Here is a 14,137-nt window from a genome sequence, read left to right on the forward strand (position 1 = left end):
GAGCTAATGGACGGTTACCTGCAGCGGTGCAAGATGCCCGATTTCGTAAGCTTTTTTGCAAACAAGCAGCGATCACAAAACCTGATCAAGCAATCTATAAATCACCATTGCTCACGTACTAACTGTGAAAATACTATGACCTTAGCTTTCGTCAAGTGCACAGGAGCCGAAGCTGTATTAGTGAGGAGAGCGCAAAACCTCATGACGTTCAATTCTGGTGTCGAAATCCAAAATAGTAATGTGCATAAACTATTGGCAAAGTCTGAGAATCATTCAAAAACAACCATAATTTAAGTAAATTTGGAAATAGCCATGAAGCTTAATTACCAGCAATCGCTAAAAAATTTCTCTGAAGCCTTTTCTCTTTCCAAGGAAGAAACCTCGAAAGGAAAGGAATACATTCCAGGAGGTTTTAGCAGGCGCACATTTGGCTATGGCCCACATGCGATTTTCGTCGATAAAGGCGAAGCTCAATACCTGCATACCATCGAAGGTAAAAAACTTCTCGACCTCAATAATAATTTCGCTACAAATGTGCTAGGTCATAATCACCCAGCAATTATAAAAGCAATTCAGGAAACGCTACCCAATGGTTTCTCATTCGGGAATCCTACCAACCACGAACTTGATCTGGCCAAGCTGATTTGTGAGCGCATCGACTCTGTTGAACAGGTAAAGTTTTTTTGCTCTGCTAGCGAGGCATGTTTGAGTGCCGTACGTATCGCCAGAGGCTATACAGCCCGTAAAAAGATTGCAAAATTTGAGGGCGGGTACCACGGGTTTTCCGATGACTTGGCGATTTCCGCCCACCCTAACCCAAACAATTTCCCTGGCCCGGATTCTAATCCAAAAGCACTTCCAGATTCCGACGGAATTCCTGCCTATAAAAGCGATAACGTCATTGTTCTGACCCAAAATGATTTTGAGTCCTGCGAAAAAATCCTCCGTGGCAACGCGGACGAAATTGCATGTTTGATCATGGAATTGCAGACTTGTGCGGGCGGAATCGTAGAGCTGGATAAAACTTTCGTACAAAAGCTTCGAGCTCTTACTAAAGAGTTGGGCATCCTGCTAATCGCTGATGAGACCATTACACTCCGTGCGAACTTCAAAGGTTTGCAAAGTGAGTATCAAATCAAGCCGGATTTGACAGTCCTTGGCAAAATGATCGGTGGCGGCCTACCAATCGGCGCAGTGGGCGGCAGCAAAGAGGTTTTCCGGGTCATAGAAGAAAATCAAGTCATGATCTCGGGCACCCACCATGGCCACCCATTGGCTTGCGCAGCGGGCATTGCCTGCCTTAAAGCAATGGATGAGAAAGCTTATGCACGACTCAACGAAATGGCGGCGAAGATCAAATCCGAGCTGAATACTTGGGCCAAAGAATCTAAATATCCATTTACCGTTTTTGGATCCTTCTCGGTATTTGCCTATGCGTTTACCAAAGAGCTCGGCCAAACCATTAACACTCACCGTGATTACTGGCATAAGATTGACGAAAACAGTATGAGTATCTACGCGTTAGAAATGGCTACTCGTGGCTACTATCCAGTTCACCGTGGTCAAGTAGGACTTACGCTCCCTATGACTGACGACGATGTCGATGGCTACATCGAAACCACTAAGGACATCATCCGCCTTATTTACGCCAAAGACTGAATTTGCGTGCTTAAAGATATATTCTCATTCCCTGATACGTTTGCTCGTTACTGAGTGCTCGATGCCTATGACTATCGTTGATAGTCATAGGCATTATGGAAGGGAACAATCGCCGAAACTTCAGGGGTATTCGAGGCAACCTTCTGTCGCTCTTGGTAACTCGACCAGGCTGTTTTTTCTCTAACCTCGCTACCCAACAATCCTGAGTCAGTACACTGAGCTCAAATTATGCAGCGTGCTTGAGCAGCTTCACTAACTGGGCATGCAATGCAGGATCACCACAGGCAACGACAGTCCCACCATTCTGAGCTGTGCTCCCATCCCATGCGGTAATCACCCCACCGGCACCTTCGATGATCGGTATCAGGGCCTGAACGTCGTAGGGCTGAAGACTGGCCTCGATAATCACATCAACGAAACCCGAAGCCAGCATGCAGTAAGCGTAGCAATCACCGCCAAAGCGAACTAATTGCGCCTGACTCGCCACGGATTCAAAAGCGTCTCGCCGTACAGATGAGTCGAACATATCGGGTGTTGTGCACATCAGTGTTGCTGAGGACAGACCTTGGCATGAGCGCGTCTGCAGTTTTGTACCATTGCACCTGGCACCATCCGGAGTGCCAATGTAGAGTTCGCCAGTGAACGACTGATTCATCAAGCCAAGCACAGGCCGCTGACCATCGTTGAGAGCTATAAGCGTTCCCCATAGTGGCAAGCCGGTGATGAAAGCTCGAGTACCATCGATGGGATCGAGCACCCAGGTGAGCTCGCAGCTGCCTACGATTGAGCCCTCCTCCTCTCCAAGGATTCCGTGTGCAGGATACCGATCCTGAATCAGCTCACGCATCGTTCGTTCGGCAGCCTTATCCGCCAAGGTTACCGGGTCGAAAACATGACCGCCCTTATTCTCCACATCCAGCTTTGCTCGAAAGTACGGCTGAATAGCTACGGCGGCAGCCTCGGCTAGCTGCTCGGCGAAGACTTGATATTCAGCAAACTGATCTGCGCTGATGGACATCGATAACTACCCGATTTAGCGAAAAGATTTGGATCTTATCTGAGGCAAGTCATAAGTCCACCTCACCTGACACCCTCAACAAAAAAGGCCCTCGCGGGCCCTTTTTTACTCAAACCAAAATCACTTGGTCAGCCAGGACTCAACGGTCGCGGAGCCGTGCTCAGCTTTCCATTCCTTCAGCGTTTGTGATTGCCGCCTTTGGTTTCGACGACTTCGCCGGTGTTCGGGTTTCTTGCAGACCTTCACCTGGCGTGGCTTACGGCTGCCAGCTTTAGCTATTAATTAAGAAATACGTGGATAGGACCATTCCCAAATATTTACTTTATGGGCTCAAATGAATCATTAAGAAGCTATCGAGCACCACCGTGGCGCGCTGTTTAAGCCCATGTTCCGCGTAACGTTACCATCGTACTCAGGCACGCGCATTAAAGGGGAGGGTAACAAGCTGACTCAATATGCGCGAGCGGCGTAATCGGAAGTCCCACTCGCACTGAAGATGGCGGATCTTGATCACTGGGAAGCGTCATCATTGAAGATACACGTGTGATCCGAGCAGCGGTTCACGCGCCACCATTGCTTCCCGTAACGCCTGACTCGGGGCCGCCTTGGTGCCGGCCTGAGCATCGTAAAACACACAAGTTGCGACCCCTTCGCCACACAGCTCGCCGTTCCAAATGGCGTACTCTTGCACGATGCTGGTGTTCCCCATGCGCTTGAGACGAGTGGTTATCAAGGCCTGTTCACCCAATAACATCGGCTTGTGGTAAGTAAACTCGACCGCGCGCACCACCAGTCCAATCCCGCCCTGCCCTGGGAAATGGCCAGTCACTTGTGCGAAATGACGACTACGCGCCTCCTGGCACCAGTCCAGGTAAATCACGTTGTTGACATGGCCATAGGCGTCAATACAGCGCCAGTCACAGTCGCGCTGGATAGCAGATCGCCAGGCCCCCTTCACACCATAGCGCTTGATCTGACGCTCATCGAGTTCGAAGGACCCGACCACCACCTGAGTTGTCTTGTTATTCATTGCTTTCCTCGAGCTACACCTTACACGACGCACCGGTACGGCCTGCACGAGGCAGACTTTCAGTTCCGGCCACTGGGGAATATTTGGACCAGGGAAACATCTCCTGAGCAACGGCATGCGTGCTGGCAGATCAAATTCCCGCTTTGTTATAAAACCTCGAATAATCCCGCCGCCCCCATTCCGCCGCCCACGCACATCGTCACCACCACAAACTTCACTCCGCGCCGCTTTCCCTCTAACAAAGCATGCCCAACCATCCGAGCTCCGCTCATACCGTAGGGATGCCCGATCGAAATGGCACCGCCATTGACGTTCAGCTTCATCGAGTCGATTCCCAATCGCTCGGTGCAGTACAGCACTTGGCATGCGAACGCTTCGTTGAGCTCCCACAAACCGATGTCGTCCACCTTCAAACCATGCGCACGAAGCAGCTTGGGCACCGCCAATACAGGCCCGATCCCCATCTCTTCCGGCGCCAGACCTGCAACGGCAATCCCACGATAAAGTCCCAACGGGGTGCAACCTGACCTGGCAGCCAGCGCCCCCTCCAGCAGTACGCAAGCGCTGGCACCGTCGGACAACTGACTGGCGTTACCTGCGGTAATACAGCCACCCTCTATCACCGGCTTAAGTCCTTGCAGGTCGGCGAGCACGGTACCAGGCCGGTTGCCTTCATCCTCAGTGAGCCTGACATCTTGAAAGCTGACCGCACCGCTCGCCTTGTCGACGACACGTTTACGCACCGCGACCGGAACGATCTCGTCAGCAAACAATCCGGCCGCCTGAGCAGCTGCGGTCCTCTTTTGTGACTGCAACGCGTACGCGTCCTGCGCTTCTCGGCTGATGCCATAGCGACGCGCCACCAGCTCGGCCGTCTGCAGCATTGGCATGTAGGCATGCTCGCAGAGGCGCAGTACTTCAGGATCGTACGACTCGATCGCCCATTGGTTGTGTGTAGCTTGTACCAGGCTGATTTGCTCCTGTCCGGCGCCGATGGTGACCATCATTCCGTCGACCATAATCTGCTTGGCAGCGATGGCGATGGCCATTAATCCTGATGCGCACTGACGATCGACAGTCTGCCCGCTCACCGATAACGGCAGGCCGGCAGCCAAGGCTGCAAGACGCGCCGGATTGTTGGCCGCGGTGCCGCTTGGCATTGCCGTACCCAGCACTAAATCTTCGATTTGCGCCGGCTCGATGCCCGCACGCTCGACCGCAGCGCGGATAGCGATGGCAGTCATGCTCGGCGTCTTGAAGTCGTTAAATGCACCACGCATCGCCTTGGCGATTGGTGTGCGGGCAGTGGATACAATGATGGCGTCTTTCATGCTTGAAATCCCTTGTTCGAACAGAAGCAATTGCATAGTAAATCTCAGGCTTGCTTGAGAAATTTTTCACAGCGCCCAGAGACATCGAATCATTCAAGCAATACAACTCGCATGTCGCGCTGGGGAGCCTGAAAGGTAATGCCCGCCCTCCTGTACTTCGGCAAAGCGCTTTTTGCTGGCCATCAATTGGTGAATAAGGCCAGCAGGGCGCCAATGCTCGCCGAATAACCCGTGCAAGCGCTCCAGCCGAGCAAGAATCTTTGTTAAACCCTGCTCGTCCGCCCAATGCATCGGTCCACCGGTTTCTACTGGAAAACCATATCCGTTCAGCCAGACCTGATCGATATCATGGCTGCTAGCAGCAATACCTTCTTCGAGGATCTTCGTTCCTTCGTTGACCAGCGCCAGAAGACAACGCTCAAGTATTTCCTCGGCGGTAATATCGCGACGGCGATAGCCCAATCCCATGGAAACCCTGAGCACAAGCGCATCGACCAGTGAATCGTGCTCGGCCCGGCGGCTACCAGGGGCATAACTGTAGTAGCCCTGCCCGGTCTTCTGACCGAAGCGACCGAGATCGCACAAGGCATTGTCGATCTGCATCAGCGGTTCTTCCATGCTATGCCCAGCCAGTTGGCGAGCGCGCCACTCCAGATCGATGCCGACCACGTCAAACATGCGGAACGGGCCCATGGCGAAGCCAAATTGTTGCAGCACCTCGTCCACCTGCTGCGGCAACGCACCTTCGAGCAGTAATTTGCGCGCTTCGGCAATGTAGGTGCGCAGCATGCGGTTACCAATAAAGCCAGGGCAGTTACCCGACACCACCGCCACCTTGCCTATACGCTGACCCAGTTCAAGTGCCGCTTGCAGCACCGTGTTATGCGTGTGCTCGCCACGAACGATTTCCAGCAGTTTCATAATGTTCGCGGGACTGAAGAAATGCAGTCCCAGCACCTGCTGTGGACGGTTTGTGACAGCGGCGATAGAGTCGATATTCAAGGCCGAAGTGTTGCTGGCCAAGATAGCTTGAGACTTTAAATGCACATCGAGCGCGCGAAAGATCTGCTGTTTTAACTCCAGACTTTCGTACACGGCTTCGATCACCAGGTCGACCTCAGCTAGCGCTGCGTAATCTTTCGCTGCCCGCACCCGTTGCAGGTTGGCGTCTGCCTCGAACTGAGTGATGCGCCCTTTGCCGACAAGCTGCGACCACGTTTGCTCGATCATCGTCAGTCCTGCGTCTAGCGTCGCAGTATTGCTATCCAGCCATAACACCGGCAATCCGGCACTGGCTAGGCTTATGACAATACCGCGGCCCATGGTGCCTGCGCCGATTACGGCAATTTGCTGGATATCGAAGGGTGAATTCACGTGCAGCGCTCCTGTAGCTGTGTGAGATGAACAGCCGACACCCTAACGAGGCCCAATGTATTTTAAAAATCATTGTTTTCCATGCTATATATTCTCCGCATGAATACACTGAACTTTGATCTCAATCTGCTCCGGGTCTTCGACATGCTCCTACGCGAGCAGAATGTCTCGCGCGCAGCCGAGCGGCTGGCGGTGACCCAGCCCACAGTCAGCAACGCCTTGGCGCGCTTGCGCGATCAGTTTGACGACCCTCTTCTTGTGCGTGTCGGACGACGCATGTGTCCGACACCACGAGCGCTAGCACTTGAAGGACCGATCCGGGCGGCGTTACAACAAATCGCGCAGGCCATGGACACGAGTGATCCTTTCGATCCGTTCCGGAGTCAACGCCAATTGCGTTTAGCTCTTACCGATTACCTGGAACAACTGTGCATGCCACGATTATTGGCATGTCTCCAGACGCAGGCGCCAAACCTGCGTATCGATGTCGAACACTTGACACCGAACCTGCCGGTTGACGCACTCGATCGTAGCCAGCTGGACTTGGTGTTGGGCCGCTTCGACGACTTGCCGGCACGCTTCACCCGCCTCCCCTGGCGTAGCGAAACATTGCGAGTAGCGACTCGCCAAGGCCATCCGCAACTCAATAACGGGCTGGATCTGAATACCTTCCTGAAACTGCGTCACCTTTGGGTACATGGCGGTCAGACTCGCGGTATGGTCGACCAGTGGCTGGCCGAGCAAAACCTGTCGCGGCGAATCGTTTACACCACCCCGAACTACCTGCAAGCAGCGCACCTTGTGTCATCCACTGATCTTTGTGTGGTGTTGCCGACGCAACTGGCCCTGCAGTTCGCCGATCTGTTGCCTCTGGACCTACATGAGCTGCCATTTGCGCTAAGGCCGTTCGAGCTCGAACTTGTTCACCTGACCCACCGCCAGCACGACCCAGCGCTGGCGTGGTTTGTAACCCGGATTATGGAGATTAAAAGCTGATCATTGTCATTTTCGACTTCAGGAGTCGCCCGGCAACTCTGGCATTGTTCGTGGCCCTCGGTGAAGCAATGCCAAAGACCATCTACCAATCCATACAAGGACTGCACAAATAAGGGGCTAAGTTAAAGCCAAATGCGATCTGTAGCTCAGCACGGCATTCAATTGCGCAATCAGCCGGTCGATTTGTTCAAGGCCATCTACGCTCGAATAGGCTGCGGTGGCTCGCTGCAGGACATAAAGCGGTAACATAGAGCTATGGCGGGCTCCAACCCCCAGCGCAGCGCCAGACGCGGTGCCAGTGGCGCAAGTAAACCCATGCACAACACCGGCAGTGCGGTGGCCAGGCTTATAAAACTTCTGCCTGGCGTCGGCCACAACCCAACAAGATTGGGACACTGATATGACCTGCATTCAAAGATTCGAGCAAGGTTGTATTGGGTTTTGATAGCGGTGTGAAATGAACAGCCGTCCCCCTAATCAAACTTAAAGTAGCGAGTCGCCAAGGCCATCCACGACTTAAACGGGCTAGATCTGGATAACTTCCTCAAGCGGTGCACATTGTGTCATCAACAGATCTTTGTGTGGTGTTGCCGACGCAACTGGCCCTGCAGTTCGCCGATCTGTTGCCTGCGGACCTCCATGAGCTGCATTTGCGCTGAAGCCGTTCGAGCTCGAACTGATTAACTGACCCATAGTTCAACACGACCGAACGCTAGCGTGGCTGGCAACCCGGACTATGGAGATCCAAAGCTGACTGCGGCCTGCTGCCTCTCGATGGGTTAAATGACAAAGAACACTAATCAATCAGCTCTCATGGACCAAAGCACGCGAGATTCGTCTTGATCCCAACACACACGAATGATCAGGTCGCTCTAATCGCCCACAACTCAAGACGCGCCACACTGTCACGATATGGTTTCAAGCCCATGCTCAACAGCACAACTGAGCTCATCACCGCAATGCTGGTAACAATCATGAGTGAGTAGCGAAGTGACATATCATCGCCAAAGACATAGTCGGTAATTATAGCTACCGCCGTTGGCCCAATTCCCAGGCCAATCAGCGTGATGACAAAGAGGTAAACAGCTGAGGCCTGACCACGCATCGAGTTGGGCATGATTTCCTGAATCGCCGCAGGTGCGACACCAAATGGCATACTCAGGAAGAACACTGCTGGCGTCAGCAGAATTGCTGCCCAATGCGCGCTCTCCATCAGAGGAAAGGCCAGCACGAAAAGTACTGCGCCAATTGCTGCATATAGACCGACACGCATGTGGGCGTCGCTTCTGCCCCTTCTCAACATCCAGTCAGCCAACTTCCCGCCAAAGACGATGCCCAGGCAACCAAATGTCGCCACTATGCCGCCGTAGACGACGCCGACCTGCCCCGCGTCCCAACCATACGTACGGATAAAGAAAGTCGGAATCCAGGCTGCGCTGCCGTAGCTGGCAAAAGCCAGGCCAGCAAAGCCGAAGTTATGGCAGAGTACTGTGCGTTTGTTAGCAAGGATGTATCGACCAACCTCAGACAACGGTACTGTAATCCCGGCTCCGACGCCCTGTCTGGCAGGCTCCTTAATCGCTAACAGGAGCAGGCTAAAAAGTAACCCTGCGGCGCCAAGTGCGAGAAAGATCAACTGCCAGGGACGGACTTCTCCGAGCAGCGGCAGTAATATGTCGCCCTGGGCAGACGCCAGCTTGATAACCAGTCCGCCAAACAGAAACGCAAAACCCGAGCCTAGATAAACCCCCATCGAATATAAACTAATGGCCGTGGCGCGGCGCTCGGTAGGAAAGCTGTCAGCAATGAGTGAATAGGCAGCGGGTGACAAGGCTGCCTCTCCCACACCGACACCGATGCGGCAGATCAAGAAGTGCCAATAAAGCCTTGCCAAGCCGCAGGCTGCCGTGGCCGCACTCCAGAACAATATCCCGAAAGCGATCAACCCGCGTCGGCTTCTGGTATCGGCCAAGCGCCCGAGGGGAATGCCGCATACGGTGTAGAACAAGGCAAAAGACAACCCCATCAGCAGGCTCATTTGGGTGTCGCTAATCATCAGATCGCGGCGAATCGGACCGACAAGGAGATTGAGGATTTGCCGATCAATGAAGGACAACACGTAGGCCGCCATCAATACAGCGACAGTACCCCAGGCACGGATGTTGGTGGGATAGATATTATTGTTATTGGGCACTGGCGGTTCCCCTGTGTGCGGCAAGCTTTATTGCAAAACTCGCATGCCTTTAGTAGAGCGCAACATTGGCTAAGCATCTGCACACCAATTTTGCATTTTGCTTGTGGAGTTAATTAATAACCCTATCTATTTAACGCACCATCGATGGATATTTATCATCATAACTCAGCAAAGACCTAAAAACGGAAGCTATACCTCCCCTTACATAAACATTACAGCTACACAGATATTCACCATCACCACAATAAAATTTAGCTTTTTTCTAACTCACTGAATATAGAGCTGGACCTCGACGCAGTTTAGCTGCTGGTGCGCGAGCTCGTTTTCTCGAATGAGTTTTTTATTTACTTTGCCAACGCTTGTTTTAGGGATGTCATCAACAAACAGAAATTTTTTTGGGATCGCCCATTTATTAATGATGCCGCTATCAACAAACTGCATTAGGTGAACAACTAGACTTGCCTGATTGATCTGTGATGGAGGTGTGCAAATGACCATCGCCATTGGTCGTTCCCCCCACTGAAGGTCAGGAATTCCAACCACCGCAACGGACTCAACGCCGGGATGCTTACTAATCAGACTCTCCAACTCTAAAGAACTGATCCACTCGCCGCCAGTCTTGATAACATCTTTAATTCGGTCTTTGATTTCCAAGTCACCACGCATATCTATAGAGCCGATATCACCAGTGTGCAGCCAGCCGCCCTCCCAGAGCTCGGCGCCCTTTTCCGGATCATGGAGGTAGCCTTGGGTCAGCCAAGGCGCGCGCACCAAAACCTCCCCCATTGACTCTCCGTCATGTGGTAAGTCCTTGCCGCAGGCATCGACGATTTTTATGTCGACCATGGCCGATGGCACTCCGGACTTGATCCTGATAGGCAATTGCTCTTCAATTGACAGCTCTAGCTCAGAAGCCCGCAGATAGGTGCTACATAGTGTCGGGCAAGTTTCAGACATACCGTAGCCGCTAAACACCTTCATCCCACTCGCCGCCGCCTGACCGGCAGTACCTAGTGCAAGGGCGCTTCCACCCAAAAGCACCTTCCAGCCACTGAAATCAGTCCCGGTTGCCTCGGGACAAGCCAGGATCATCTGCAAGATGGTTGGTACGCAGTGACTGAAAGTTACCTTTTCCTGCTTAAAGAGGCGGATAAGAGCATTGGGCTCATAACGTCCCGGGTAAACTTGTTTAATGCCCATGAGTGTCGCCATATAAGGCACTCCCCAAGCATGTACGTGGAACATTGGAGTGACTGGCATGTATACATCGTCAGAGCGTAGCATCGGCAATCCTTGATACGCCCCCAAGGTACCGACCCCAGCCAGGGTATGCAGGACCAGCTGGCGATGGCTAAAGTAAACGCCCTTCGGATTACCGGTTGTGCCTGTTGTGTAGAACAAGGTGGCAACCGAGTTCTCGTCAAAATCGGGGAAGTCGTAAGTAGCGAGAGACTGGGACAGCAACTGCTCGTACTCGCCAACTACGGGCAAAGTTGTTGGCTTTGCATGGTCGTCGCTCAACTGGATATAGCCTTTGACGGTGACCAGTTCACCATGTATTTGCTCGAGAAGCGGTAGAAAATCGTCATGTGCAAGGACTAAATCATCTTCAGCATGATTGATCGTATAAAGCACTTGCTCAGGAGACAGGCGAACATTAACGGTGTGCAAAACGGCGCCGATCATCGGCACTGCGAAAAAACACTCCAAATACCGATGGCTGTCCCAATCCAGTACCGCCACTGTATCCCCTGCCTTTACGCCCGCAGCAGTCAACACGTTAGCCATTTGCCGAATACGCTTATTGAGAGTGCGATAGCTATAGCGTAGCTTGTCAGCGTAGACTATTTCATTTTCGGCTTCATAGCGCTGCCCTGAGAGCAGCAGACTTTTGATCAACAGCGGATAGCTATACGCCCCTGGTGCGGGAGTAATTATTTTTGTTTGGACCATGATCATATATCCCGGATCGCTTGTATTGACTTCAAAAAATTCTTTGCTGCTGTAATGCCTTGCACAAGAGACGACCAAATGCCTGCATGGTAATAACTGTGAGCATCAAGCAGGAAAAACCGCTCATTTCCGGCCGCCACTGAAACACTTAGCGATTGGATCGCGAACTAACAGGCGAGCACAGCTTGGTCAAAAGCTCATTAGTTTACTATGAACAATTCAGTCAAATCTGTACTTCCAACTTTAATTGCATTTTTTGACTTGCACTCAAACTCGTTTCAAAACTTTGTAAAGCATTGCAAGGTAACAACAAACAACTTTGGCGTAATTATTTGCTGCCACTACCACTCGCAGATAGGCTTACGATGTAATCGATAATGGCCTTGCGATCAGTATTTCCGCTAATTTGCAAAGAAATGCCTCGCATCCAAAGCCCCAACTGATCGGCTTGATCGCCGCTGCCGCGCAAAGCCTCAACATAATGTGTGAGCTGGCGATCGAGATAACTGGCGTCGAGAATACGGAGATTGGGAGCTTTGAGATAAGCAAAGCCCTCGCCTTGCGGCCCATGGCAGCTGGAACACGTTCCCTGATAAAGATCTCGGCCCCGAGTTGCTTGATCCCCGGCAACCACCTGCGATCGTGCCGGCTCCAGCCGCGAATAATGAAGCGCCAAACGTTCGATTTCAGCTTCGTCGAGATTGGTCACTATGGCGCGCATTTGCGCTCCGTAGGTGTCTTTGGGGTCATAACCCCGAGACCCGACTTTGAAATCGCGCATTTGCTGCGCAAGGTAATCGCGATGCTGACCAGCCAAGTTTGGAACACCTAGCGCGGCGTTGCCCTGCCCCTGCTCGCCATGGCATGCGACACAGGTCCTGAGTGCCGCAGCGCTAGGTGCCTCGACAGCCCAGACGTTAAACGTGGCGAAAAGCGCGAATAGGCCAACACTGATGTTCATTTTCATGGGTTCAAGATCCCTTACGTTGTTATTCATCTTGACGGGCGATACGTCGGACTAATTCATTACGAACCCCCTCGATATCAGGCATAGCAACCTGACGCCACTCATGCAGCTCCGCCCCGGTGTAAGGTTTAAATCCGAAGGGAAGTTCAGCCGTACTAAAGGTCTCCAGCATCCAGTTGAGTACGCCGGCCAGCGCTTCGTCCGAAAGCCCCGAGAGTGCTGAGCCAGGCACTTGAACCAAATAGGCGCGGCCGCCCGGCACACCAAGGAATTTACCTAACTGGCCGGAAAATGCCGGTACTTGCCGCTGTGGGTTGCCGCTACCATCCGGTAAATGACAACCCTGGCAATTGAGCATGTAATCGAACTGCCTCTGTTCGGTGGCCCACAGAGAACTAGAACCGATCATCACGAAGCACGTAAAAGCAGCGGCGCAAAGCGTGCGAACCGACATCACCTTACCCCTTCACGCCGATTACCACTGACAGCGAGCAGTGATAAGGCATATCCGCATGACTTCCGGCACACCAATTGATGTCATTGGAACTCTGCGGACGGTACATAGGGGAATCGCCCTGGTCGCGCTGGCAAACACAACGACCACAGTTTTCTTTGCCACAGCAGTCGTTGTAGGAAATCACATAGTCCTTCCCGTCAGCCGGGTTGTGGCATGTACCGATCCACGTAATATCCGACCGTATTGTTCCTGGCGGGCAACTGGTCGCCGATCCGCCGCAGCAACCGCAGAGAAACCCATCGATGGCACAATACCGCCAGTAGTCACAACTGTTAGGGTCGCCCTCCTCCATCAAGGCGGAAGCCGGCTGAGCAAAGGCACTGCCGCGATAGACCGGCAGCAGCGTTGCTGCGCCCGCGCCGATCAATACGGTGCCCAACCCACCCAGGAAACCGCGTCGCGAGGTGTTGCGAGCAGTAGCACGAGCTAGAATTTCGGTTGCCTCGTCAAACCATTTGATCGCCATTGTTAATGTACCTGCTTGTAAAGGGAATGCTTAGTCCCAGCCTGGGCAGCTTGAAATTCCTGCATCGTTGGATAGCCCATTGCCTTAGCCTCGAAGAGACTTTCAAGATGCTCGCGGGTGTTGATCAGCCCGTGGGTGACCACAACACCCGCAGCATCGATCAGCACACCGTACGGCAACTTGCTGATTTGGTAGGCCACCCCTACTTCCCTTGAAAGCAGGTAAGGGAAATCCTTTAAACGGTGGGTCTGAATGAACGCCTGATGAGCGGTGACATCACCGTCACTGGCGAGCACGACTCGAAGACGTAAACGCTCATGTTCCTGAATCGATTTGATTACAGGCAACAAGGTTTTGCACACAGGGCAGGTATCCGACAGGAAAAACAGCAGGGTCAACTGTCCCTGGGCATTGCCCCCCCCAATGCTGACTGAACCGCCGTTCAAGCTAGGCAAGGTAAAGATCGGCGCTATTTCACCGGTCTTGATCGTCTTGCCAAGCGATAAAGCACCCACAGGTTTGATCCGCTCGTGAAGAAGTCCAATCTGGCGTGCCAAAGCCCATACGGACAAGGCCAGACCGAAGATCATGAGCCAGGAAAAAATACTCGAAATAATCAGTGCATTCGTCAT

The 14,137-nt window shown here is 52.7% G+C and carries 12 protein-coding genes and 2 pseudogenes; 2 read left to right on the forward strand and 12 right to left on the reverse strand.

What is annotated here, in order from left to right; all coding sequences use genetic code 11:
• Window positions 1-312: 312 nt before the first annotated feature.
• The gene (locus AC4PS7_RS08205; RefSeq protein WP_159389981.1) at window positions 313-1,659 is read left to right on the forward strand and encodes an aspartate aminotransferase family protein; all 1,347 of its coding nucleotides are present in this window, start codon (window positions 313-315) and stop codon (window positions 1,657-1,659) included.
• 226 nt (window positions 1,660-1,885) lie between these two features.
• Here the strand turns inward: AC4PS7_RS08205 and hisN are convergent, their stop codons facing one another.
• The 5 genes and pseudogenes from hisN to AC4PS7_RS08230 form a co-directional block, all read right to left on the reverse strand.
• Window positions 1,886-2,677: a histidinol-phosphatase gene (hisN, locus tag AC4PS7_RS08210; protein ID WP_159389982.1), complete on the reverse strand. Its 792-nt coding sequence runs from the start codon at window positions 2,675-2,677 to the stop codon at window positions 1,886-1,888.
• A gap of 120 nt (window positions 2,678-2,797) precedes the next feature.
• Window positions 2,798-2,953, reverse strand: a pseudogene (locus tag AC4PS7_RS08215) (histone-like nucleoid-structuring protein, MvaT/MvaU family); the annotation flags it as partial.
• A gap of 250 nt (window positions 2,954-3,203) precedes the next feature.
• Window positions 3,204-3,707 (reverse strand): acyl-CoA thioesterase, encoded by a 504-nt coding sequence (locus AC4PS7_RS08220; protein WP_159389983.1) that lies wholly within the window; start codon window positions 3,705-3,707, stop codon window positions 3,204-3,206.
• 146 nt (window positions 3,708-3,853) lie between these two features.
• Entirely contained in the window at window positions 3,854-5,038 is a 1,185-nt protein-coding gene (locus AC4PS7_RS08225) for an acetyl-CoA C-acyltransferase (RefSeq protein ID WP_159390401.1), read from the reverse strand.
• Window positions 5,039-5,131: 93 nt separating this feature from the next.
• Window positions 5,132-6,412: a 3-hydroxyacyl-CoA dehydrogenase gene (locus tag AC4PS7_RS08230; protein WP_159389984.1), complete on the reverse strand. Its 1,281-nt coding sequence runs from the start codon at window positions 6,410-6,412 to the stop codon at window positions 5,132-5,134.
• Window positions 6,413-6,493: 81 nt separating this feature from the next.
• Here AC4PS7_RS08230 and AC4PS7_RS08235 point away from each other — a divergent pair, with 81 nt between their 5' ends.
• Window positions 6,494-7,408: a LysR family transcriptional regulator gene (locus tag AC4PS7_RS08235; protein WP_159389985.1), complete on the forward strand. Its 915-nt coding sequence runs from the start codon at window positions 6,494-6,496 to the stop codon at window positions 7,406-7,408.
• 245 nt (window positions 7,409-7,653) lie between these two features.
• Here AC4PS7_RS08235 and AC4PS7_RS08240 read toward each other — a convergent pair.
• From AC4PS7_RS08240 to mauD, 7 genes and pseudogenes are all read right to left on the reverse strand, one after another.
• Window positions 7,654-7,767 (reverse strand): annotated as a pseudogene (locus tag AC4PS7_RS08240) (MFS transporter); the annotation flags it as partial.
• Between the two features lie 503 nt (window positions 7,768-8,270).
• Complete coding sequence (locus AC4PS7_RS08245) at window positions 8,271-9,602, reverse strand: spinster family MFS transporter (RefSeq protein WP_159389987.1); 1,332 nt, start codon at window positions 9,600-9,602, stop codon at window positions 8,271-8,273.
• A gap of 267 nt (window positions 9,603-9,869) precedes the next feature.
• Complete coding sequence (locus AC4PS7_RS08250) at window positions 9,870-11,555, reverse strand: fatty acid--CoA ligase (RefSeq protein ID WP_159389988.1); 1,686 nt, start codon at window positions 11,553-11,555, stop codon at window positions 9,870-9,872.
• Between the two features lie 328 nt (window positions 11,556-11,883).
• Window positions 11,884-12,522 (reverse strand): c-type cytochrome, encoded by a 639-nt coding sequence (locus AC4PS7_RS08255; protein WP_159389989.1) that lies wholly within the window; start codon window positions 12,520-12,522, stop codon window positions 11,884-11,886.
• Between the two features lie 22 nt (window positions 12,523-12,544).
• Window positions 12,545-12,976: a c-type cytochrome gene (locus AC4PS7_RS08260; protein WP_159389990.1), complete on the reverse strand. Its 432-nt coding sequence runs from the start codon at window positions 12,974-12,976 to the stop codon at window positions 12,545-12,547.
• 4 nt (window positions 12,977-12,980) lie between these two features.
• The gene (locus AC4PS7_RS08265; protein WP_460148308.1) at window positions 12,981-13,499 is read right to left on the reverse strand and encodes a methylamine dehydrogenase light chain; all 519 of its coding nucleotides are present in this window, start codon (window positions 13,497-13,499) and stop codon (window positions 12,981-12,983) included.
• An 8-nt stretch (window positions 13,500-13,507) separates the two neighbouring features.
• The gene (gene mauD / locus AC4PS7_RS08270; protein ID WP_460146758.1) at window positions 13,508-14,137 is read right to left on the reverse strand and encodes a methylamine dehydrogenase accessory protein MauD; all 630 of its coding nucleotides are present in this window, start codon (window positions 14,135-14,137) and stop codon (window positions 13,508-13,510) included.

Source organism: Pseudomonas sp. DW-iso3 (assembly GCF_058725305.1).

Bases quoted from the DNA above. Each gene is read 5' to 3' on its own strand.
- AC4PS7_RS08235 (WP_159389985.1), top strand. From the start codon at position 6,494: ATGCTATATATTCTCCGCATGAATACACTGAACTTTGATCTCAATCTG.
- AC4PS7_RS08220 (WP_159389983.1), bottom strand. From the start codon at position 3,707: ATGAATAACAAGACAACTCAGGTGGTGGTCGGGTCCTTCGAACTCGAT.
- AC4PS7_RS08205 (WP_159389981.1), top strand. From the start codon at position 313: ATGAAGCTTAATTACCAGCAATCGCTAAAAAATTTCTCTGAAGCCTTT.
- AC4PS7_RS08225 (WP_159390401.1), bottom strand. From the start codon at position 5,038: ATGAAAGACGCCATCATTGTATCCACTGCCCGCACACCAATCGCCAAG.
- AC4PS7_RS08255 (WP_159389989.1), bottom strand. From the start codon at position 12,522: ATGAAAATGAACATCAGTGTTGGCCTATTCGCGCTTTTCGCCACGTTT.
- mauD (WP_460146758.1), bottom strand. From the start codon at position 14,137: ATGACGAATGCACTGATTATTTCGAGTATTTTTTCCTGGCTCATGATC.
- AC4PS7_RS08250 (WP_159389988.1), bottom strand. From the start codon at position 11,555: ATGGTCCAAACAAAAATAATTACTCCCGCACCAGGGGCGTATAGCTAT.
- hisN (WP_159389982.1), bottom strand. From the start codon at position 2,677: ATGTCCATCAGCGCAGATCAGTTTGCTGAATATCAAGTCTTCGCCGAG.
- AC4PS7_RS08260 (WP_159389990.1), bottom strand. From the start codon at position 12,976: ATGTCGGTTCGCACGCTTTGCGCCGCTGCTTTTACGTGCTTCGTGATG.